The following is a 21,031-nucleotide window of genomic DNA, read 5'->3' as shown; positions in this document are numbered from 1 at the left end:
TTTATAATTTGTGTCATAAGTCACTTTTATGCATTATGTGTTGATGCTTATTTGGATTGTAATGCATGCTGCTGTGGGGACATGCAATATTTTGATGCTGCCGTTATGGCTGAGCATCAGCGTATTGAGCGGCGGTGCAGCTGCTTATTTTTATACACTTATCGTTAAGCATAAAGTATCTTCTTTATATCGTGTACTTTCGATGATTTGTATATTGATCTCGACAACAAGCCTTGCACAGTGGCACGCAAAACGCGCACTTGATGATGTGATGGCAAAGCGGGTAAACACATCACAGTCTGTGGAAGTGATTGTTTATGTTGACAAGATGAATCAATCAAGTATCGATTCTCAGTTTTATCAGCAACAGTTTAAGGTGTATCGTCCTTTACAACATGATCAAGTGACTTGGCAAAGTTTGATTCCGATTAAACATTACCCTCTGCAGACGTTTAAAATAGGCCACTATTACAAAATAAAAGGTCAAGTGACTCCAATTCATGGTCACGCTGTAGCATCAGCTTTTGATTTAGAACGTTTTGCTTTACAGCAAAATGTAATGGGGCAACTACATATCGACGAAGTCGAACAACGTTCAACACACGTTGTGGCTCAACAATTTCCAATTTTTGTTCAGTTGCATCAAGGTATATTACATCGTTTGGTCATCTACATTGAACAGCAACGATTTAACTATCGTCAAGCATTTAAACATCAATCTGTACAACATAAAGGGTTAATTTTAGCGTTACTGACAGGAGACCAAAGCTTATTAAATAATCCAACCAAACAGCAATTTACTGCCTTGGGTTTAGGTCATTTATTGGCAATTTCTGGACCACATATTTTAATTTTTGCCGTGCTATTGTGCTTTTCTCTTCAGCGTATTATTCGCATTGTTCAGCCTACATTGTATCTCAAATACCCCAAACCTTATGTCATGATGGCGCCTATGCTATTGGCTGCTCTTTTCTATGGTATTTTTGTGGGTTTTGAAGTGCCTGCACTTCGAACTTGGTTAATATTACTCATTTTAAGTCTTAGCATATACTTTAAATATCGCTTAAATGCACTGAGTGTTGTATTGCTGAGTGCATCAATTCTATTGTTGATTGATCCATTACAGGTGCTATCTGCAGCATTCTGGTTATCTTATATCGCATGTTTTATGCTGATACGAATTTATCAACTGAGTAAGAATATATTTCAAGATCAAGAAAATAAAAGCCTATGGATTACAGTTAAACAGCTATTTTTGTTATCAGTATGGACACAATGCCAAATTTTTCTGGCTTTATTGCCTATCACATTATTTTATTTTCATCAGTTTTCATGGTTAGCACCCCTTGCCAATTTAATTGCCATTCCATATTTAAGTTTAATTGTGATTCCGCTCAGTATTGTTGCAGGTGTACTTTTTGTTTTACAGCCTACATTGGCAAATTTTATATGGTGCTTGGTTGGTCGTATTATCGACTTCATGTTGTTTATGCTTGATGTCCTTGAACGACTTGCTGTTCAAATGACCATACCTGCATGGAATGTTTGGCAAATTATTGCCCTTGCTGTTGCGATTTTAATTCTTTTTTTGCCTCGAGGCTGTATACCGAAAAGTTATGCTTTGATTGCATTCGTAATTATTTATTTGCCAAGCAAAAAAGCAGATTATTCATTACATATATTGGATGTTGGGCAAGGGCAAGCGATCTTTGTACGCACAGCACATCATTATTTAATGATTGATTTGGCAGGTCAGTTTCCATCATCAGCACCGCTTGCAGAGCAGGTTCTTTTTCCATTTTTAATCCAACAAGGTGTCAAACAATTTGATTTGGTGGTTCTTACTCATCATGATCTAGATCATAGTGGTAGTTTTCCTCATATTTCGCAAAAGATTCCTTTTCGTCAGGTCATTAGCAATGAGTACAATAGTGTACTGTTTCCTGAGCAATCAAAATTTTCATTTTGTCATGCGGGTCAATCTCTCCGTTATGATGATCTAAATGTACAGTTTTTATATCCATTACAACCGAATCACAATCCAATAGCTAACAGTAAAAATGAATCTTCTTGTGTGGTGTATTTAAATTATCAATATGCGGACCACCAATTGAATGTCTTAATTATGGGCGATACAGGGAAGAATGCTGAACAGGTATTAATGACGAAATATCCAAAACTCCCTGTTGATATATTGGTGTTGGCTCATCATGGTAGCCGTTTTAGTTCCTCAACTGAATTTCTGAAGCATTACCATCCTCAGGTAGCGATTGCGTCAGCTGGCTATCAAAATCGTTATGGACACCCACATCAAGAGGTACGGCAACGCTTAGAAAATTTACGCATTCCATTGTGGGTGACGAGTGAAACAGGCAGTATTCAAATAACGCCTGAGGAAAAGCATCCACTACAGCCACGTTTTTATCGTGATGAGAAGCTGTGGTTACGATGATAAATGACTTGTTTGTTTGACGTGTTCAACTTTAGCGAGCGCATCTGCCTCTGATAACGTATAAATATCATGAAGTTCAGGGTGTGCTTTAAAGCGTTTATAACTCCAATGATAATGCTCAGGATATTTTTGAATTAAACCTTCAATTAATTCATGAATGATCGTTGTCCCCTCAATATCACTACATTCATAAATTTTTTCAGACACAGGTTCGATATACATATCAAATCCTGCATTGTCATTACGAATCGCATATAAAAATAATGCAGTGGCTTTGGTTTTTTGTACCAATTTGGCAGACAAGTTGCTTGAATGTAAAGGTACATTAAAGTAATTGACCAAACTGCCATGAATATGGGGGGTATGATCGGGCAAAATAACAGTTGTACCACCTTGTTTTAACGCTTTGAAAATAGCACGAATACCACTGTCATTGGTGGGTACTAAGGTTGCATTTTCACGGCTACGTGCTTGGCGCACAAATAAATCAGCATCATCATTTTTGATGGGTTTATACATGATAGTCATTTTACTATGCTGTGCAATCCATGCATTCATAATTTCCCATGTGCCAAAATGGGGAACCAAAAGAATTAAGCCTTTTTGTGCCGCGATGGCATCATGAAAATAGTGTTCACCTTCAACATGGTGAACACGCGAAATATTTTTACTGTTGCTTGAACCCCATACATTAAAAAATTCAAAATATGAGGTGAGCTCATTTTTGACCGCTTCTTTCACAATCCGTTCACGCTCAGTGGTCTCAATATGAGGCAAGGCGATTCGAATATTAAGATCTGCAGCTTTTGCCGTTTTGGCCACACGTGTATGATTTGCAACCATTGCAAGCAAACGCGCAAGACCACGTGTAATTTGTAACGGTTGCTTGCTTATAAAAGTAAGAAACTTATAGGTAAAAGAGCTAGGATTCGGCATTATATGGCAGTAATACAATCTGAATTATTATTAAGACCGATAATTATAAGGGAAAATATCGAATTTAAACAGTATTCATCGATGGAGCGTATATAATAGATTGACTTTAATTATTTGGGTGTGATGTATGTCTGATTGGCCACCAAAACCAAAAAATCAAGAATCAAATCAATCAAATGAACACAAAGGCAATGAATGGCAGTTGCTTGAAAAGGTTGTTTTAGCTTCAGTGAATGAACAAAGGCGAGCGCGACGTTGGTCAATTTTCTTTCGCTTATTATCATTTATTGTGGTTGTGAGTGTTTTAGCAAGAACATGCTCGATTTCTGATCCTGAAGAAAAAGCCAAAGGTTCGAATGTAGGAAATCACCTTGCTGTGATTGATATTCAAGGTGTTATTAGTTCAGATGAAAAAGATGTCAACAGTAAAGACACCATTGAAGCATTAAAAGATGCATTTTCTGCAAAAAATAGCCAAGCGATTGTTTTAAATATTAATTCTCCTGGTGGTTCACCTGTAGAGTCTGACAATATTTGGCAAGAAATCCGTTACTTAAAGACACAATACCCAAGTAAAAAAGTATATGCTGTCATTGGTGATACTGGAGCATCAGGGGCATATTATATTGCTTCAGCTGCACAAGAAATTTGGGTGAATCCATCAAGCTTAGTTGGCTCGATTGGCGTCATTATGCCAAATTATGGTGTAAGTGGTTTAGCACAAAAATTAGGTGTTGAAGACCGTACGCTGACTGCAGGTAGCAATAAAGATATTTTAAGTATGACAAAACCTGTTAATCCTGCACAAAAGCAACATGTACAAAACCTGTTAGATAATGTGCATACACATTTCATTGATGCAGTAAAACAAGGACGAGGGGATCGTCTCAAAAATGCAGATCCAAGTGTATTTTCAGGTTTATTTTGGACAGGTGAGCAAGCGATTAAACTCGGTATTGCTGATCGTGCTGGTAATCTTGAAACATTAAAGCGCCAATTGAAGATTGAAAAAACCGTGAATTACACGGTGGAACATAATCCATTTGAGGCGCTTCTAGGTAAAATGGGTGCAACCATTGGGCAAGGGGTAACGAGTTCAATTAAACAAGAGATTGGGACCACTAGCCCACAGATTGAATTGAAATAACCGCTAAAAAAAGCGCATCAAATGATGCGCTTTTTTTATGAATTAAAATAGAGTATTTCAGGTTCAGAAAAAGGGGCTTGATGATATGTGATGAAGCCATCTTGATACGTCATTTGGCCTGAACATAACCATTCGACCACCATTGGATAGATATGGTGTTCAATTGTATGTACACGATCAGCAAGCGTTTGAGCAGTGTCATTGGGCTGTATATTTAATACACCTTGTGCAAGTGCTTGTCCTGCATCTAATTCAGCAGTCACAAAGTGAACAGTACAGCCATGAGTACGATCACCTGCATCTAAAGCACGTTGGTGAGTATGCATGCCTTTATATTTTGGCAATAAAGAAGGGTGAATGTTTAACATTTTTCCTTCCCATTGTTGAACAAAAGACGCACTCAATATACGCATGAAACCTGCCAATATCACCAAATCAACTTGCCATTCTAACAGCTGTTGATGTAGTGCTGCATCAAATGTTGTACGTTCAGGATAAGCAGAATGCTTAATAACACAGGTTGCTATATTGGCATTTGCTGCGCGTTGTAATGCATATGCATCAGAGCGATTAGATATTACACCAACCACCTCACCCGATAAATTTGCATCGAGTAAGGCTTGTAGATTACTGCCACTACCTGAAACAAGAACCGCTATTCTCATTCAAAAATCACGCGTAATTTTTCGTCAGCACCTTCAACAGATTCAGCATGATCTTGGATTAATCCAATTTGCCATGCTTTTTCACCTTGTTCAGTGAGCAATTGAATCGTTTTCTCAGCATCATTTTGGTCAACTACAATGATCATGCCAACGCCACAGTTGAATGTACGGTACATTTCAAACTGTTCAACTTGACCATGTTCTTGTAACAAAGTAAATAATGTTGGCCACTGCCATGATGACTCATGAATGACAGCTTGTGCACCATTTGGTAAAACACGTGGTAAATTACCTGGTAAACCACCACCTGTAATATGTGCCATGGCATGAACATCAACTTGTTTGCAAAGCTCAAGAATCGGCTTCACATAAATACGCGTTGGTTCCATGATAACGTCAGCAAGTGGACGACCATCAACAATTTGATCTAAATCAACATGTTTAACATCTAGAATTTTGCGCAGTAATGAATATCCATTAGAATGAGCACCTGATGAAGCTACACCAATTAATACATCACCTGCTTTTACTTTTTTACCATCAATAATGCGACTTTCTTCGACAACGCCGACTGAGAAGCCTGCAAGGTCATAGTCTTCGCCATCATACATGCCTGGCATTTCAGCAGTTTCACCACCAACTAATGCACAGCCAGCGAGTTCACAGCCTTTACCAATGCCTGTAACAACATCAGCTGCAACATCTACATTGAGATGACCTGTTGCATAATAATCTAAGAAGAATAATGGTTCTGCACCACAAACTAAAAGATCATTCACACACATTGCAACTAGATCTTGTCCAATGGTGTCATGTTTATTGAAATTTAACGCCAAGCGTAATTTGGTGCCAACGCCATCTGTACCAGAGACGAGAACAGGGGATTCATACCCTTTAGGAATTTTGCATAATGCACCAAAACCACCTAGGCCGCCCATGACTTCAGGACGAGTGGTGCGTTTTGCGACAGATTTGATGCGATGAACAAGTGCATCACCCGCTTGGATGTCTACGCCTGCATCTTTATAACTTAATGGGGTGTTTTGGTTGGAAGTCGAGTTGCTCATGTATGAAGGTCTCCGCTTTGCCCAGCAGATTATACCCTAATATACGAAACTGTAATGTTATTTATCCTGCAAAATGTTATCTTAAAGCAAATAATCCTTAAAAATATTCAATTATTTCAACAGGCGAAGACCATGGGTGATCGTACATTAAGTCGAATTTTTATTTTAGCTGGTTTAAGCTTATTTATTTGGTTGTTATATATATTAAAACCAGTTGTCATTCCGTTTTTTGCAGCATTTGTCATTGCGTACCTCTTTAGCGGTTTAGTCATGAAGTTATCAAAACTTGGGCTACCACGTTGGTTGTCAACCAGTATTGTCTTTATCGGTATTGGTCTTGGTGTTGTGGTTGCGGTTTGGTATATTATTCCGTTGGCATGGAAGCAAGTGGTGTATGCAAGAGACAGTATTCCTGGTGTCATTCATTGGATTAATCACACAGTATTTCCTTGGGCTGCGCATACATTTAATGTTGAACGTATGTCCATTGACACCAACCAAATTTCTGACACGTTAATGCAATATATTCAAACCAATTATAGCGTTGATAGCATTCAGTCGTTGGTGTTACGTTTAGCACAATCGGGGCTTAATTTTATCCAGCTGGGTGGAACGGTGGTTCTAATTCCAATCATCTCATTTTACTTTTTGCTCGATTGGCAGAGAATGCTGGTTCAGATGCGCCGTTTAGTGCCTCGTCCTTATGAAAAAATTACCTTACAGATTGTGAGCGAGTGTCATAGCGTATTGCGTGCTTTTGTTAAAGGGCAATTTTTGGTTATGATTTTACTTGGCACGGTATATGCTGTGGGCTTACAACTGATTGGCTTAGAGGTCGGCTTAATTATTGGGATGATTGCAGGGCTTGCGAGTATTATTCCTTATTTAGGTTTTGGTGTGGGTATTGTCTCTGCGGTGGCAGCGACGTTCTTTCAGTTTGGTTTAGATTGGATGCAGCTTATATTAGTGGGCGTGGTCTTTATGGTTGGACAAGCCATTGAAGGATATATTCTACAACCTTTCTTACTTGGTGATAAAATTGGATTGTCACCTGTGGCTGTGGTTTTTGCAGTATTAGCAGGTGCACAACTTGGTGGTATTTTAGGAATGCTGATTGCATTGCCTGTTGCTGCAGTGATTGTTGTATTATTGAAACATGTGCGAGACTTTTATGAAAATTCTAATTTATATGGGTATAACCATAAATTGATACACAACAATGATGAGCCGCAACGCTTGAGCGTTAAATCAGACAATGTTGATGTGGATATCCAAATCAATACACCAAAGCAGGCATCAGATTCATCTTCTGATGTTGAAAAAACTGATCAGAAAAAATAGGTAATCCTCTTTTATGCGTCAATTACAACTTCAAATTGAACCTCAACTTGATGCCCAAATCAGTGATTTTTCAGGTCCGGGTTGGAGCGAAATTGTTGATGGTATTCGGCAGCTTCATGCTGGATTGATTAGTCGCTTTTATCTGTATGGCGAAGCAGGAACAGGAAAAAGCCATTTATTGTCTGCGATTTGTGAGTCTTATCTTGAGTTAGGCAAAAGTGCAGTTCAAGTGTCATTACTTGAACTGCTTGATGCACCGATTGAAGCAATTAATGCATTAGAGCAGTGTGATTTAGTGGCTTTAGATGATATTGAAGCCATTAGCGGTGTAAAACACTGGCAAAAAGCAGTCTTTCATTTAATTAATCACAATAACCAATTTGGTGGACAGCTAATTTTCTCCTCGCGTTATGCACCAATTGAGTTGAAGCTTGAGTTACCAGATTTACAGTCACGTTTAACTCAAGCAGTCAGCGCAAGATTACCGAATGGCAGTTTGTATGAGGATCGCTATGAACTTGTACATTCAGTATTGTGCCGACGTGGAGTGGTACTTGATCCACAAATTGTAGATTATTTATTAGAGCATGGACCACATCAGGCATCACTTTTATTACAGATGCTAGATCGTCTAGAGAATTTGCTAAAAGGTGAGCGTACAAAACTTTCAGGTTCGACGCTCAGACAGATTTATGCATTGATTGATGAGTATAAACAAAGCCAATAATTCAATTATGAGGTAGGGGGAGTTTCAGCCTGATCATTAGGCAAGTATTTTTGAATATATTCGTTTCGAATTTGGTCACGTTCAGCTTTAGTTTCTGCTTGATCCATCAGTTTACGTAATTTTTTTCGTTGTTCTGTATTCATTTTTTGCCATGCATCACGCATTTTTTGTTGGTCTGCTTCAGAGAGTTGAGTAAACCAATCCATCCGTTGCTTGAGTGTCATCCGTTGACTCTCAGGAATTTCTTTTAAATTTTGATAATGTTGAAGCAGCACATCTTGTTGTTGTGGGTTGAGTTCGTTCCAACCGTCTTCTGACATTGAGTGTGCATCTTGGCTTGAGAACGGCCAAAAACCAGCGAAACTGGTTTGTAAAAATGCCAATGTGCAACATGCAAAGACAATTCTTTTAGCTTCCATGGCTATGACTATCCTCACCCAATACCATGACCATTTCTAGATCTTCAACCATTTGTGGTGAAAGCTTACTTGGATTGGTTACTGCAATTTGTGCATTATTATGTTCTTCATTTTTGAAATTAAGCGCATGCGGTAAAGCAATAATTCCTGCAATTGCTGCTGCAATTGCAAAACCCATGGCTTTGACATAGTAACTTCTTTTGGGTTTATAGACTTCAGTAAGAACATAGTCCATGACCAATGGCGTATTTTTGTGTGCTTTAGCCAAGGTGTCTAGTTTTTGGGTAATATCCTTTGTGAAGTTCGCATCCTTATGATTCATCAGAGAATTCTCCAGCAGTTGGGTTGAGGTGGGAGAGTGCGGCTTTTAAATTCTGAATCGCACGATGATAATGTGTTTTCACACTGCCTTCGGTACAATTCATAATTTCTGCAGTCGTTTGCGTACTAAAGCCTTCCCATGCACGTAAAGTAAATGCCTGTTGTTGTCGCGCAGGCAGTTGCTGTATCGCAGTTTGAATTTCTTCTAACGTCAGGTGATGAGTGAGAATATCCGATGGGTCAAGGTTATATTCATCGACAATTTCAAGTTCATCATCGTCATCAATGGTTTCTTTTTTCTTGAAAAAAGAAAAATTCTTAAAACTGCGTTGTTCTTTACGTCGAAAATCTTGAAGTTTGTTGTTTAAGATGGTGTAAAACAGGGGATACCACTCATTGGTGGTTTTGTTGGCATATGATTTATATAACGAGATAAAAGACTCTTGCACCAAATCCATTGCAATATCTTGCTGACCTGTTGCAGATTCCATCATAACCAAGGCACGGCCTGTGACTTCTTGCATAAAAAACGCCAACCGTTTTTCATTCGGAATATCATTACACTCAGCTTGTATCAGACTTTCTTTTGGTATCCGATCCATAGAGATGGAAAATCCCGTCATATACCACCTCAATTTTAATCGTTTACTTATATATAACGTTTAAAAATTGAGATGGGTTGACATAATCTAAAGTTATTTTCAGTGTAGATGAGTTTGGTCGCATTGTGAACGCATAATCGTTAAGTTTATGCGGTAATTTGTCGCTGTCTCACCATTTCAAATAGACAAATAGAACCTGCAATTGCAACATTCAAAGATTCTTGCCCACCAGGCTGCGGAATAGCGATCGCTTGGGCATGTTCAAGTGCATATTCAGATGCTCCTTGCCCTTCATTGCCTAAAATCCAAACACATGGTTGTGTAAGGTCTTCTGAATATAAGCTTTTAGATTGGTGTGAACTGGTGACATAGACAGGAATATTAAATTGAGGCAGGACGCGGCTTAAATCGACTTGTTCAAAACAAAACAAAGAAAAGTGTGCGCCCATACCGGCACGTAATACACGAGGCGACCAAATCGATGAGACAGCAGGTGTACATAAAATCTGCTTGATATTGGCTGCAGCTGCAGAACGTAATAATGTACCGACATTACCTGGATCTTGCACACCATCTAGAATCAGTGTGTCTTGGTTAAAATCAATAGCATGTTGATGTCTAGGTAAGTCAATGACTGCTAAACATGGCAAACTTGTACCAAGCGTACTTAAATCACGATAAAGTACTTCACTTAAAATAAAAATATGGCCTGTATACAGCGTTTGTATTTTTTCTATATCAAGATGTTGTAAGGCAGCTTCTGTGGTGAATAACGATTTAATTGGACGGCTTGCTTCTAACCATGCCAAACACAAATGTGTACCTTCTAAAATCGTTTGTTGCTGCTTTTTGCGATAACTTGCTTGCTCTGTCAGCGCCCTAATATGTTTAATTTTAGGGTTGTCTTTCGACTCAAGATATATAATTGACATGAAAATACCAATGGGGTGTAATCAAGCTCTGATTACACCCTCATAAAATTTAATGATAACTTACGATGATGTTAATTTCTTCTTTCGCGCCTAAAATAACAGGCACGCGTTGATGAAGACCTGTTGGCTGTACATCCATAATACGCATGCGTCCTGTTGTGGCTTCACCGCCTGCTTGCTCTATGAGCATACTCATTGGATTCGCTTCATACATTAGACGTAAACGACCAGGCTTACCTGGGTTTTTCAAGTCATAAGGATACATGAACACACCGCCACGGCTAAGAATACGATGGATATCTCCAACCATACATGCAATCCAACGCATGTTGTAGTCTTTACCACGAACGCCTGTTTTACCATCTAACAATTCTGAGATATAGCGCTGAACAGGTTTTTCCCAATGACGATGATTTGATGAATTAATCGCAAATTCTTGAGTTTGTTCTGGAATCTTGACATGTTCTTGTGTAAGTACAAAAGATTTAATGTCAATATCATAAGTAAAGAGGGCAACACCATCACCAAATGTTAATGCTAACATTGTTGATGGGCCATACATCACATAACCTGCAGCAACTTGGCATGAACCAGGTTGCATAAAGTCTTCAAGTTCAGTTTTAGCTTGTTTGGCTGGCAAGACTGAAAAAATACTGCCAACACACATATTAATATCGATATTACTTGAGCCATCTAGGGGATCAAATAAAACCAAGTATTCGCCATTTTCTTGAGCTGGCGTAAAATCTTCCAATTCTTCAGATGCAAAACCACCAACATTAGGATGTTTTTGTAATGCATCGATAAATTGATCATTTGAAAATATATCTAACTTCTTTTGTGTTTCACCTTGTACATTCTCATGTTCTGCACTGCCAAGAATTCCAGCAATAGCACCTTGTTGTAGATGGTAATCAATAATGTGGCAGCATTTTGCAATGGCATCAATGACACTGGCTAGTTCTGGTGTGAGGCATCCCGTTTTTTCTTTTAGATATTGGGATAATATAATATGCGACATAGCGAGGTGCTCCAAAAATTATGCAATTTCTTGGCAATGTAAAAGCTGAAAATATGACGGGATATGTAGGAAAATTAAACATTGTCTTCTAACAGATAATATGAGCTTTTAATACTTACAAGTTGCCAAGAACATGATATGTTTATTATATAACAAGTTTGCGTTGAAAGGTGACCGAGATGACAACAAAAAAATTCGATGAAATATCAATACCGCTAGTCTCTTTTAATCTGAATGATATTTCAGAAGAAAGTGTCAAGTCAGCATGGTCTGAATATGAGGCAAAGCCTGAATATAAAGAGTTTAATAAACATGATTTAATTGAGTCATTGCAGTCGTCAATCAGCATAGGTTCAAGTTCAATTGAGTTTAAAGATAAATAAAAGGCGCTTTCTTCAAGCGCCTTAATTTTATCTAACGTAACAGTGGCGGCACAGCTTCATAATTCAGCTCTACTCGGCGGTTCTCAGCCCATGCTTCAGGCGTGTGAGCTGGGTTAATTGGCATTTCTTTACCATAACTCACAGTATCAAGTTGACTTGGGTTAACACCGATTGAAACAAGATAGCTTTGTACCGCTTTTGAACGTCGCTCGCCAAGTGCCATATTATATTCACGTGTACCACGTTCATCTGTATGACCTGTCAGCGCAATATGCGAGGTTGGGTTGGCTTGTAAGAATTGCGCATGTGCTTGTAATGTTTGATAATCTTTTTGAGAAATTGAACTGTTATCGTAGTCAAAACGAATAACACGGTCTGCTAAGAAAGCTTTGTTTTCAGCAGTGACACCTTTAGCAGATGCACCTGTTAAATTTTTGGCATCAAGTGCTGCATCTTCACTTAAACCAGTTGTATTTACTGCAACAGGCGTAGAAGCTTCTGGGGTAGTGACCACAGCAGGTGTGACAGGTTTACGGCTAGCACAACCTGTGATCAGCAACACAGATGCGATCATTGGTATTACGGCATATTTAATTTTCATTTTCTTTTCCATGAAAGTGGTATACGTCATTGAGATTATTTAGGTGCCCAAGCAGGTTCGCGAACTTCACCTTGCTCACTTGGTAAATTCATACGGAATTGACCATTGATCGAAACAATGGAGAGTAGTCCACGGTTTCCTTCTTGTGTTGCATAAACCACCATTTGTCCATTTGGAGAAAAGCTTGGTGATTCGTCAAGCGTGGTTGGTGTAAGTACGCTAAAGACATTCGTAGTTAAATCTTGAATTGCAATTTTAAAGTTACTGCCAGTTTGTCGGTTAACCATGGCGAGTTTTTTGCCATCTGTACTGATGGTACTTCGCGCATTAAATGCTCCACGGAAAGTGACACGTTTTGATGAGCCATCAGCAAATGTATAGCGATAAATTTGTGGCGAACCGCCGCGATCTGAGGTGAAAATAAATGACTTTCCATCGGGTGCATAACGCGCTTCAGTGTCAATAGCAGAGTCATTGGTTAAGCGTTCGGTTTGCCGTGTTTCTAAATTCATTTGATAGATGTCAGGGTTTCCGTCCATCGATCCAGTAAATAGCATGGACTTTCCATCAGGTGAAAAACTTGGAGCGCCATTTAAACCTTTAAATTCAGTTAAAACTTGACGTTGACCCGTTGAGAGGTTTTGCAAATAAATTTTTGGTCGTTTGCTTTCAAAGGAAACATAGCCAATACTTTTACCATCTGGTGTCCATGTTGGAGACAAGATCGGGTAGTGAGAGGCGAGTACTGTCACTGGTCGTTCGCCATCGGTATCTGCAATTTGCAATGTATATCTTTGACCTGAATTGGCAGGATTTCTTAATACATATGCAATGCGACCACTAAAACTGCCAGGTATGCCTGTGAGAGCTTGATATATCGCATCACTGACAGCATGACCAGCTTGGCGTACGCGTGAAGTCGGTGCCGTGATTACTTCATTGAGTAAATATTGTTTTTTTTCAACATCATAAAGTTGATAATGAATTTGATATGAATTTGGGTCAGGTTGGCTGACTTTACCGACAACAACATAAGGAATACCTGCATTTTTCCATTGCTCGGCATTAATATCACTGATGGTGCCTGTAGAAGGTAAGTTGTTGGTTGCGCTTGTAAAACGTCCTGAATGATTCAAGTCACTATTTACAATAGGATAAATGGCTTGGTCATCTACAAAAGGTACAATTGCAATTTTGGGTGCGCTTTGATCTGGTGCTTTTGCAATTTCTAAATGCAGTTGTGCTGAAGCTGTAGTCGGCAGAAGGACGCCACAAGTCATTGCTACTGCAAGCGCCAATATATATTTACGATTCTTGTCCATAATGAGTGTGCACATCTAATAAATAAAGGTTTATATCCATGAGCTGAGAGTAAATAGTACCTATTTAATTTACTTCAGATCAGCCAAATAAAATATTACTTTGCTGTAAACGTTGCACTAAATGACCTCGCTTCTCGTCTTGCATCAGGGTCTGCTGGTAATGGATACGGTGCAGCTTGTTTTACTGCAGCTTCAACACTGGCTTTTACATCAGGGTCACTTGAGTTAACAATGACTGAAGCTATAGCCCCTGTATCGGTTAAGGTTACACGTACATTGGCTGTTTTCCCAGTTGAACCTGCTGGAACATCCCACACTTGTTTAATTTTATTGGTAAATTGATTTTTAGCATCTGATGCAATTTTTTTCGCTTCAGCTTTTTGTTGTGCCGCATTTTTTTGTTTAGCATCGCTTTCAGCCTTTTGGTTGGCCTCCGCTTCGGCTTTACGCTTAGCGTCATTTTCAGCTTTACGCTTAGCATCATGTTCAGCCTTTTGCTTGGCTTGCGCCTCAGCTTTTTGCTTAGCATCGTTCTCGGCTTTACGCTTGGCATCATGTTCAGCTTTTTGTTTTGCGTCAGCTTCGGCTTTACGTTTGGCATCACTTTCAGCTTTTTGTTTGGCTTGTGCTTCAGCTTTTTGCTTGGCGTCAGCTTCGGCTTTACGTTTGGCATCACTTTCAGCTTTTTGTTTGGCTTGTGCTTCAGCCTTTTGCTTGGCGTCGTTTTCTGCTTTACGTTTAGCATCATGTTCAGCCTTTTGTTTGGCTTGCGCTTCAGCTTTTTGCTTGGCGTCGTTTTCAGCTTTACGTTTAGCATCATGTTCCGCCTTTAGCTTGGCTTGTGCTTCAGCTTTTTGCTTGGCGTCGTTTTCGGCTTTACGTTTAGCATCATGTTCCGCCTTTAGCTTGGCTTGTGCTTCAGCTTTTTGCTTGGCGTCGTTTTCGGCTTTACGTTTAGCATCACTTTCAGTCTTTAGTTTAGCTTGCGCCTCAGCTTTTTGCTTTGCATCACTTTCCGCTTTGAGCTTAGCCTCTGTATCCGCTTTTTGTTTCGCATCCGCCTGTTCTTGAGCTTCAGCTTTTTTCTTGGCATCACTTTGGGCTTTTTCTTTTGCTTCGCGTTCTGTTTTTATTTTTTCTAACGCTTGTTGCTGTGCCAATGCAGCTAATGCAGCAGTTTGTGCTTCGGCTTGATCGTTATTTACAGGCGGCGTAGACAAAGGAGTATCTGTTTGACTTGAAGGCATTTCAGGTGCAGGAGGCGATACGGTATCCGCATTATTTTCTGTTGGGAGTTGATCAGAACTCACTAAATAGGTTTGAAGGGTTTTTGGCTCAGGTACAGGTCGGCTCATGCCTAAATAAAGTAAGCCTATGATCGCAACAGTATGTATGCCAACAGTAAAGCCAAGCGCTTTTAAATTGTCATGACGCGCGGATGTTTTTTGGAATTTTTTCATAAATCACTTAACAGGATCAGTAAGTAGCCCAACTTGTGTTAAACCTGCATCTTGTAAACTGCCCATCAAGGTGACAACTTCACCATAAGGTCGAGATTGTGCGCCATTAATTAATACAGTTAAATTTTGATTTTCGCTTTCCGCATGTTGTTGCGCTTTTGAAAGCTCATCTTTTAGTTGATCAAGATTCATGGCTTGATCTTTAAACTGTTTGTAATTAAGAAAATATTGTCCATCTGCATCTAAGCTAACAATGGCAGGAGATTGTTTTGATTCAAATGGTTGACTATTGGCTTTAGGAAGATCGACTTTTAAACTGCTCGAAATCATAGGGGCTGTCACCATAAAAATGACCAATAATACCAACATGACATCAATATATGGCACCACATTCATATTGCTGTTAAGTGGTTTTTTAATTCGATTAAAACGTCCTGAACGCTGTATCGCCATTATTCAGCTTCCTGAGAAAAGCCCATTGATTGACGCTGTAATAAAGCCACCATTTCTTCGGCAAATAAGGCACGATCTGAGTAAATCGCTTCACCTTTCGATGTGAAGTTGTTAAATGCCAACACTGCTGGAATAGCCGCAAATAAGCCAATTGCTGTTGCAATCAATGCTTCAGCAATGCCTGGCGCTACAGTTGCCAAAGTGACTTGCTCGACTGCAGCAAGACCAATAAAGGCATTCATGATGCCCCAAACCGTACCGAACAAACCAATATATGGTGCAACTGAGCCAATACTTGCAAGATGTCCTAGACCATGTTCTAACAGGCTTTGGTCACGGCTTAATCCAACACGTAAAATACGTTCTGTGCCGTCAATTTTTTGTGTGATCAACGCATGACGTTTTTTCAGTTTATTAAATTCAGCATAGCCTTCATAAAAAATATCTTCTAAGCCATTACGCTTCGAATTGAGCTGTGCATTGTTAAATAAGGTGTCAATTTCAGCCCCAGACCAAAACATTTTTTGAAAATGTTCATCTTGTGCAGCGGCTTTACGAAAGCCCATAGACAGTTTTGCAATTAGATACCAACTATAAAGTGATGCAATCAATAAAATGAGCATCACTGCTTGGACAACAGGGCTTGCTTGTAAAATTAAATCAGTGATGTGTAGCGATGTTTGAGTTGTCATAGTTAAACGTCATGTAAGCCTAATCTTGTGCCATGTCTTTTTGAATCAAGGTAATGATTTCTGCTGGCAATTTCCGTGGTACGAGTTGCTGATTTAAGCAAGCCAACTCAACCTCACCAGCTGCAAGCAAGATTTCACCACGATAAATATTTTGTTGCAATATAAATGATGCAGTTTTACAAGAAATAACACGTGCTGTTACAGCAATTAAATCATCCATTAATATTGGACGTAAATATTTAATACCAATGTGACGAACTACAAACTGGTAATCGGTTTGATGCCAATATTGGTCAATGCCAGATACTCGTAACCATTCGGTACGAGCGCGCTCCATAAAACGGAGATGATTGGCATGATATACGATGCCACCTGCATCAGTATCTTCAATATAGACACGAATTTTAAAGTTGAATGCTTGATGGGTTGTATTGGCAGTCATGACATTTCACATTTTATTAAATAAAAGTACTGATGAGGTAAATCAGTGAAATCAGGTCAAGTCGTATCAATAGATCACACTTGCCTTGATTTCATGCGATTTATTTTATTGTATGACGGTTTCAGGTGGTGTTAAACCAAACTGAATATAAGCCAAATTGGTGGCGATCCGTCCACGTGCTGTACGCATGACATAACCTTGCTGAATAAGATAAGGCTCAATAACATCTTCAAGTGTACCTGTATCTTCTGCCATTGCTGCAGCCAAAGCGTCTACTCCTGCAGGGCCACCATCAAAACGTTCAATCAACATGCTTAAGTAACGACGGTCGAGTGTATCTAAACCTGAGCGGTCAACATTGAGCATATCTAAGGCACGCTCAGCAATTTCAGATGTAATTTCACCTGTGCCTTTGACTTGAGCATAGTCACGAACACGACGAAGCAGGCGATTGGCAATCCGCGGTGTACCACGTGAACGCCGAGCAATTTCTTCTGCACCACGAGCACTGGTCACAACATCCATTAAACGAGCAGAACGTTCGACAATAAAAGTTAAGTCTTCTACAGAGTAGAATTCAAGTCGTTGCACAATGCCAAAACGGTCGCGTAATGGTGAGGTGAGTAAACCTGCGCGTGTGGTGGCTGCAACCAAGGTAAACTGAGGTAAATCAAGTTTAATAGAACGTGCAGCAGGACCTTCACCAATCATAATATCAAGCTGATAATCTTCCATTGCAGGATATAAGATTTCTTCGATTACAGGTGATAAACGATGAATTTCATCGATAAACAGCACATCGCCTTCTTCTAAGTTGGTCAGCAGTGCAGCCAAATCACCAGCACGCTCCAAAACTGGACCTGATGTAGATTTTAAGTTTCCGCCCATTTCACGTGCAATAATGTTGGCTAAGGTGGTTTTCCCCAATCCTGGCGGGCCAAAAATCAGGGTATGGTCGAGTGCTTCACCACGACCTCGCGCGGCACCAATAAAAATTTCCATTTGCTCACGCACCACAGGCTGACCGATATAGTCACTTAAGGTGGCAGGGCGTATGGCACGGTCAATTTGGTCTTCGGGTTTTTCAAAACCACTGATCATTCTATCTTGCATAAGGCAACTATTTCATCATTGATTTAAGAGCAGCACGAATAATATCGGCCACTTCAGTATGTTGATCTTTAACCATTGCCACGACTTTTTTAGCCTCTAATGGCTTATAGCCTAAAGAGAGCAAAGCAGCTTCTGCTTCAGCCACAGCTGACGGTGCAGAAAATGCAAGCGGAGTGGTTTCAAGACGTTGTGAGTCGGTAGATTGTGCTAATGCTTTAATTCGATCTCTTAAGTCAATCATTAAGCGTTCTGCAGTTTTTCGACCCACTCCCGGCACTTTGATGAGCGTATTGATATCATCATGTTCAACTGTTTGAATTAACAAGTCTGCGCTGAGCGTGGAGAGTATGCCAAGTGCCATTTTAGGGCCAACGCCTGTGACTTTTAATAAAATACGAAATAAGGTTTTATCTCGTACATCAATAAAACCATATAGTAATTGTGCATCTTCCCGAACAGCCAAATGTGTCCATAAAGTCACTTGTTGACCTTTTTGTAACTGGCAAAATGTAGATAAAGGCGTGTCAATTTCATAGCCTACGCCATGCACATTGAGTAAAACAGTTGGGGCTTCAAGTGCAATCACTTCACCGATTAAACAGCCAATCATGTAAGTTCCTTGGTTAAATTAATGTCAGTCGACGACCTTGTAAGATTTGCGCTAAATCATATGCTTGATGATCTGAGAGTTTGCCGACAATGTCTAATACCTGCATGATGTTTTGGTAATGACTTTCTGTAAAATGGACGCCATATTGTTGCAAAATGGTCATGAGTTTTTGGTCTTTAAAGCTTAAATGCTTTGCAGGCACAGTCAATGGAATAAATGCATTTAAAATGTGTTGTAAGCTCATGTGGGCTACAATTTCTAAATCCATTTTTTGTCGATGCCCAAAAATCTTATCACGAGCTAAGTTTTTAGCGCGCTCAATACCATGTGATATGTCAGGCGGGCAATATTGCAATAAAGGACCATCTAAACGACCTGTTAAAATTTCATATTGATGCCGTGCAAATGTAGAAGCAACTTCTTCAACCAAACGTTTCATAGCACGACCGCGTAAAGACGCAATCTTTTGTTGCCATGTTGCCCATGGGCGTGAAAATTCGGCAGGAATGCCATAATCTGCAATTAAATCAATAAATATTGGCTCGACTTCTTCATAAGTGAGCATGTCTAAACTGATGCCATCTTCAAGATCTATCAGTGCATAGCAAATGTCGTCGGCAGCTTCTAACAGATAGGTGAGTGGATGACGGCAGTAGTGATACGGTGCTTTTTCAATTAAACCGAGCGTATCTGCAATTTTTTTTAGTATTTCTTTTTCGGTTTGATAGCAACCAAATTTTTTGCGTGCATGTGCAGGTTGTTGACTGTTTGGGTCAATCGAATGCGATAGCCAAGGATATTTAATATAAGTTCCTAAAGTGGCAAAGGTTAAACGCATGCCGCCATCATCAGGATGGTCATCGACCCGTGTTAATAAACGTAAGCCTTGTGCATTGCCTTCAAATTGTCTGACATCAGCTTGTTCTTCAAGGCTCAACGTATGGAGTAATTCTTTATGTGATGCATCATCAAACCATTCGCGAATAGCATATTCACCTGCATGACCAAATGGTGGATTGCCAATATCATGTGCTAAACATGCAGCTTGGATAATGGCGCCTATGTCAGCGGGACTGACCCATACCGGCAATTGACTTTTGATTTTTTCAGCAGCAAGCATACCCAAAGAACGACCAATGCAAGAGACTTCAAGCGAGTGCGTCAGTCGAGTGTGTACACCATCATTTTGAGTTAATGGGTGAACTTGGGTTTTTCTATTTAATTGGCGAAAGCTTTGTGAAAAGATAATTCGGTCATAATCTTTATGAAAAGGGCTGCGCCCCAATTCGTTGATACTTTTTTTACTTCCTAAACGAGTTGCCGAAAGGAGTTCTGCCCAACGCATTTCTTCCATTGATTAAATATATTCTCTTGTTTTGGTTCATTGTTATCATGCCAAAAAAACATTTGCTTCTCTAGTGTTTGGCGTCAAAGCTTGTCGTTTTACACAAAAAAGATAGATTTCGATGACGTGTCTGTAGTATCAGTTCATTATAGATCAGATTGAGTGATGCAATCACTCATTGACTGATGATTAAGGTGGATTTTTACACACTAATTATTACATCACAAAGAAGAGTTATTATGTCACTTCATTCACATCATGAAGAAAATCATTATATTGAACGCTCAGGTTGGCTACGCGCGTCTGTTTTGGGTGCAAATGACGGCATTATTTCAGTCACAAGTTTAGTGGTTGCAATGTCAGCAAGTGGTGCAACAGTTCATACATTACTGATTACATGTATTGCAGGCGTTATTTCAGGTGCTGTATCCATGGCGGCAGGTGAATTTATTTCTGTAAAGTCACAGCAAGATATCGAAGATGCTGATTTAAGAATGGAAGCTGCAAGTTTAGATTTATCGCCTGATTTAGAGCTATTAGAGTTAACTAAAATTTATATTCATCGTGGCTTAGATAAAGAGCTTGCTTTAGAAGTCGCACAGCAATTAACAGCGCATAATGCTTTGGCAGCTCATGCACGTGATGAAATTGGTATCAGTGAAGAAATGGCTGCACAACCATTTTTGGCTGCGGCATCTTCTGCAATTGCATTTGGTTTAGGGGGATTATGCCCATTGCTTGCCATTTTGTTGTTGCCAAGAGATCATTTGCAAATTGGTATTATGGTGGTTGGGGTCTTGTCTTTGGGATTGCTTGGTGCTGTGGCAAGTTATGCGGGTGGAAGTCCCATTTTAAAAGGTGTTTTACGCGTGGTGGTGTGGGGGATTTTAGCCATGTCGTTTACATTTTGGATTGGTTCTTTATTTGAAGTTTCAGCGGTCTAGATTCAATCTATTTTTAAAAGATTCATGCAGATTTTA

General features: G+C 39.5%; 23 protein-coding genes. 6 read left to right on the top strand and 17 right to left on the bottom strand.

Annotated features, from left to right (window positions below; all coding sequences use genetic code 11):
* The first annotated feature begins 43 nt into the window (after nt 1-43).
* Nucleotides 44-2,452, top strand: a complete 2,409-nt coding sequence (locus CFY84_RS04380; RefSeq protein ID WP_171289032.1) for a DNA internalization-related competence protein ComEC/Rec2 — start codon at nt 44-46, stop codon at nt 2,450-2,452.
* On the opposite strand, the gene CFY84_RS04375 is transcribed toward CFY84_RS04380, so the two are convergent.
* Nucleotides 2,444-3,388, bottom strand: a complete 945-nt coding sequence (locus tag CFY84_RS04375; RefSeq protein ID WP_088822963.1) for a lysophospholipid acyltransferase family protein — start codon at nt 3,386-3,388, stop codon at nt 2,444-2,446. The two genes, CFY84_RS04380 and CFY84_RS04375, sit on opposite strands and share 9 nt — an antisense overlap.
* A 127-nt stretch (nt 3,389-3,515) precedes the next feature.
* On the opposite strand from CFY84_RS04375, the gene sppA reads away from it, so the two are divergent.
* Nucleotides 3,516-4,535 (top strand): signal peptide peptidase SppA, encoded by a 1,020-nt coding sequence (sppA, locus tag CFY84_RS04370; RefSeq protein WP_088822962.1) that lies wholly within the window; start codon nt 3,516-3,518, stop codon nt 4,533-4,535.
* A 35-nt stretch (nt 4,536-4,570) separates the two neighbouring features.
* On the opposite strand, the gene purN is transcribed toward sppA, so the two are convergent.
* Entirely contained in the window at nt 4,571-5,200 is a 630-nt protein-coding gene (gene purN, locus CFY84_RS04365; RefSeq protein WP_088822961.1) for a phosphoribosylglycinamide formyltransferase, read from the bottom strand.
* Nucleotides 5,197-6,267, bottom strand: coding sequence for a phosphoribosylformylglycinamidine cyclo-ligase (gene purM / locus CFY84_RS04360; RefSeq protein ID WP_088822960.1), 1,071 nt, complete (start codon nt 6,265-6,267; stop codon nt 5,197-5,199). Before purM ends, purN begins: the two co-directional genes overlap by 4 nt.
* A 132-nt stretch (nt 6,268-6,399) precedes the next feature.
* Here purM and cxpE point away from each other — a divergent pair, with 132 nt between their 5' ends.
* The gene (cxpE, locus tag CFY84_RS04355; RefSeq protein WP_088822959.1) at nt 6,400-7,608 is read left to right on the top strand and encodes a chloramphenicol efflux transporter CxpE; all 1,209 of its coding nucleotides are present in this window, start codon (nt 6,400-6,402) and stop codon (nt 7,606-7,608) included.
* Nucleotides 7,609-7,621: 13 nt separating this feature from the next.
* Nucleotides 7,622-8,335 (top strand): DnaA regulatory inactivator Hda, encoded by a 714-nt coding sequence (hda, locus tag CFY84_RS04350; RefSeq protein ID WP_088822958.1) that lies wholly within the window; start codon nt 7,622-7,624, stop codon nt 8,333-8,335.
* A gap of 5 nt (nt 8,336-8,340) precedes the next feature.
* On the opposite strand, the gene CFY84_RS04345 is transcribed toward hda, so the two are convergent.
* The 5 genes from CFY84_RS04345 to CFY84_RS04325 all read right to left on the bottom strand — a co-directional run bounded on the left by CFY84_RS04345 (nt 8,341) and on the right by CFY84_RS04325 (nt 11,630).
* Nucleotides 8,341-8,754 carry a DUF3106 domain-containing protein gene (locus tag CFY84_RS04345; protein ID WP_088822957.1) on the bottom strand — a complete coding sequence of 138 codons (414 nt, stop codon included), beginning with the start codon at nt 8,752-8,754 and terminating at the stop codon, nt 8,341-8,343.
* Nucleotides 8,744-9,076 (bottom strand): hypothetical protein, encoded by a 333-nt coding sequence (locus CFY84_RS04340; protein WP_088822956.1) that lies wholly within the window; start codon nt 9,074-9,076, stop codon nt 8,744-8,746. Before CFY84_RS04340 ends, CFY84_RS04345 begins: the two co-directional genes overlap by 11 nt.
* Nucleotides 9,066-9,698, bottom strand: a complete 633-nt coding sequence (locus CFY84_RS04335; protein ID WP_088822955.1) for an RNA polymerase sigma factor — start codon at nt 9,696-9,698, stop codon at nt 9,066-9,068. The genes CFY84_RS04340 and CFY84_RS04335 overlap by 11 nt, the downstream gene beginning before the upstream one ends.
* 125 nt (nt 9,699-9,823) lie before the next feature.
* Nucleotides 9,824-10,609, bottom strand: a complete 786-nt coding sequence (locus CFY84_RS04330; RefSeq protein ID WP_088822954.1) for a TrmH family RNA methyltransferase — start codon at nt 10,607-10,609, stop codon at nt 9,824-9,826.
* Nucleotides 10,610-10,658: 49 nt separating this feature from the next.
* Nucleotides 10,659-11,630 carry a class 1 fructose-bisphosphatase gene (locus CFY84_RS04325; protein WP_088822953.1) on the bottom strand — a complete coding sequence of 324 codons (972 nt, stop codon included), beginning with the start codon at nt 11,628-11,630 and terminating at the stop codon, nt 10,659-10,661.
* A gap of 179 nt (nt 11,631-11,809) precedes the next feature.
* Here CFY84_RS04325 and CFY84_RS04320 point away from each other — a divergent pair, with 179 nt between their 5' ends.
* Nucleotides 11,810-12,013, top strand: a complete 204-nt coding sequence (locus CFY84_RS04320; protein ID WP_088822952.1) for an NF038105 family protein — start codon at nt 11,810-11,812, stop codon at nt 12,011-12,013.
* Nucleotides 12,014-12,044: 31 nt separating this feature from the next.
* Here the strand turns inward: CFY84_RS04320 and pal are convergent, their stop codons facing one another.
* From pal to CFY84_RS04275, 9 genes are all read right to left on the bottom strand, one after another.
* Nucleotides 12,045-12,614, bottom strand: coding sequence for a peptidoglycan-associated lipoprotein Pal (gene pal, locus CFY84_RS04315; RefSeq protein ID WP_088822951.1), 570 nt, complete (start codon nt 12,612-12,614; stop codon nt 12,045-12,047).
* 35 nt (nt 12,615-12,649) lie between these two features.
* The gene (gene tolB / locus CFY84_RS04310; protein WP_088822950.1) at nt 12,650-13,936 is read right to left on the bottom strand and encodes a Tol-Pal system beta propeller repeat protein TolB; all 1,287 of its coding nucleotides are present in this window, start codon (nt 13,934-13,936) and stop codon (nt 12,650-12,652) included.
* Between the two features lie 95 nt (nt 13,937-14,031).
* Entirely contained in the window at nt 14,032-15,396 is a 1,365-nt protein-coding gene (gene tolA / locus CFY84_RS04305; RefSeq protein WP_088822949.1) for a cell envelope integrity protein TolA, read from the bottom strand.
* A gap of 3 nt (nt 15,397-15,399) precedes the next feature.
* Nucleotides 15,400-15,849, bottom strand: a complete 450-nt coding sequence (gene tolR / locus CFY84_RS04300) for a protein TolR (protein WP_088822948.1) — start codon at nt 15,847-15,849, stop codon at nt 15,400-15,402.
* Complete coding sequence (gene tolQ, locus CFY84_RS04295) at nt 15,849-16,541, bottom strand: protein TolQ (RefSeq protein WP_088822947.1); 693 nt, start codon at nt 16,539-16,541, stop codon at nt 15,849-15,851. Before tolQ ends, tolR begins: the two co-directional genes overlap by 1 nt.
* 19 nt (nt 16,542-16,560) lie before the next feature.
* Entirely contained in the window at nt 16,561-16,983 is a 423-nt protein-coding gene (gene ybgC / locus CFY84_RS04290) for a tol-pal system-associated acyl-CoA thioesterase (RefSeq protein WP_088822946.1), read from the bottom strand.
* 105 nt (nt 16,984-17,088) lie between these two features.
* Nucleotides 17,089-18,096, bottom strand: coding sequence for a Holliday junction branch migration DNA helicase RuvB (gene ruvB / locus CFY84_RS04285; protein ID WP_088822945.1), 1,008 nt, complete (start codon nt 18,094-18,096; stop codon nt 17,089-17,091).
* Between the two features lie 7 nt (nt 18,097-18,103).
* Entirely contained in the window at nt 18,104-18,706 is a 603-nt protein-coding gene (gene ruvA, locus CFY84_RS04280) for a Holliday junction branch migration protein RuvA (RefSeq protein ID WP_088822944.1), read from the bottom strand.
* A 13-nt stretch (nt 18,707-18,719) separates the two neighbouring features.
* Nucleotides 18,720-20,060: a deoxyguanosinetriphosphate triphosphohydrolase gene (locus CFY84_RS04275; RefSeq protein ID WP_088822943.1), complete on the bottom strand. Its 1,341-nt coding sequence runs from the start codon at nt 20,058-20,060 to the stop codon at nt 18,720-18,722.
* A 230-nt stretch (nt 20,061-20,290) separates the two neighbouring features.
* Between CFY84_RS04275 and CFY84_RS04270 the strand changes: the two genes are divergently transcribed.
* Complete coding sequence (locus CFY84_RS04270; RefSeq protein ID WP_088822942.1) at nt 20,291-20,995, top strand: VIT1/CCC1 transporter family protein; 705 nt, start codon at nt 20,291-20,293, stop codon at nt 20,993-20,995.
* Nucleotides 20,996-21,031 lie beyond the last annotated feature (36 nt).

The sequence above is a fragment of the Acinetobacter apis genome (genome assembly GCF_900197575.1).
In the GTDB taxonomy this organism is placed as follows: Bacteria; Pseudomonadota; Gammaproteobacteria; order Pseudomonadales; family Moraxellaceae; genus Acinetobacter; species Acinetobacter apis.
The sequence above is the reverse complement of the archived record's forward strand: the minus strand, read 5'-3'. Positions and strand labels throughout refer to the sequence as shown.

Coding starts and splice junctions, on each gene's coding strand:
- CFY84_RS04380 (WP_171289032.1), top strand. CDS start 44: ATGCTTATTTGGATTGTAATGCATGCTGCTGTGGGGACATGCAATATT.
- CFY84_RS04375 (WP_088822963.1), bottom strand. CDS start 3,388: ATGCCGAATCCTAGCTCTTTTACCTATAAGTTTCTTACTTTTATAAGC.
- sppA (WP_088822962.1), top strand. CDS start 3,516: ATGTCTGATTGGCCACCAAAACCAAAAAATCAAGAATCAAATCAATCA.
- purN (WP_088822961.1), bottom strand. CDS start 5,200: ATGAGAATAGCGGTTCTTGTTTCAGGTAGTGGCAGTAATCTACAAGCC.
- purM (WP_088822960.1), bottom strand. CDS start 6,267: ATGAGCAACTCGACTTCCAACCAAAACACCCCATTAAGTTATAAAGAT.
- cxpE (WP_088822959.1), top strand. CDS start 6,400: ATGGGTGATCGTACATTAAGTCGAATTTTTATTTTAGCTGGTTTAAGC.
- hda (WP_088822958.1), top strand. CDS start 7,622: ATGCGTCAATTACAACTTCAAATTGAACCTCAACTTGATGCCCAAATC.
- CFY84_RS04345 (WP_088822957.1), bottom strand. CDS start 8,754: ATGGAAGCTAAAAGAATTGTCTTTGCATGTTGCACATTGGCATTTTTA.
- CFY84_RS04340 (WP_088822956.1), bottom strand. CDS start 9,076: ATGAATCATAAGGATGCGAACTTCACAAAGGATATTACCCAAAAACTA.
- CFY84_RS04335 (WP_088822955.1), bottom strand. CDS start 9,698: ATGACGGGATTTTCCATCTCTATGGATCGGATACCAAAAGAAAGTCTG.
- CFY84_RS04330 (WP_088822954.1), bottom strand. CDS start 10,609: ATGTCAATTATATATCTTGAGTCGAAAGACAACCCTAAAATTAAACAT.
- CFY84_RS04325 (WP_088822953.1), bottom strand. CDS start 11,630: ATGTCGCATATTATATTATCCCAATATCTAAAAGAAAAAACGGGATGC.
- CFY84_RS04320 (WP_088822952.1), top strand. CDS start 11,810: ATGACAACAAAAAAATTCGATGAAATATCAATACCGCTAGTCTCTTTT.
- pal (WP_088822951.1), bottom strand. CDS start 12,614: ATGAAAATTAAATATGCCGTAATACCAATGATCGCATCTGTGTTGCTG.
- tolB (WP_088822950.1), bottom strand. CDS start 13,936: ATGGACAAGAATCGTAAATATATATTGGCGCTTGCAGTAGCAATGACT.
- tolA (WP_088822949.1), bottom strand. CDS start 15,396: ATGAAAAAATTCCAAAAAACATCCGCGCGTCATGACAATTTAAAAGCG.
- tolR (WP_088822948.1), bottom strand. CDS start 15,849: ATGGCGATACAGCGTTCAGGACGTTTTAATCGAATTAAAAAACCACTT.
- tolQ (WP_088822947.1), bottom strand. CDS start 16,541: ATGACAACTCAAACATCGCTACACATCACTGATTTAATTTTACAAGCA.
- ybgC (WP_088822946.1), bottom strand. CDS start 16,983: ATGACTGCCAATACAACCCATCAAGCATTCAACTTTAAAATTCGTGTC.
- ruvB (WP_088822945.1), bottom strand. CDS start 18,096: ATGCAAGATAGAATGATCAGTGGTTTTGAAAAACCCGAAGACCAAATT.
- ruvA (WP_088822944.1), bottom strand. CDS start 18,706: ATGATTGGCTGTTTAATCGGTGAAGTGATTGCACTTGAAGCCCCAACT.
- CFY84_RS04275 (WP_088822943.1), bottom strand. CDS start 20,060: ATGGAAGAAATGCGTTGGGCAGAACTCCTTTCGGCAACTCGTTTAGGA.
- CFY84_RS04270 (WP_088822942.1), top strand. CDS start 20,291: ATGTCACTTCATTCACATCATGAAGAAAATCATTATATTGAACGCTCA.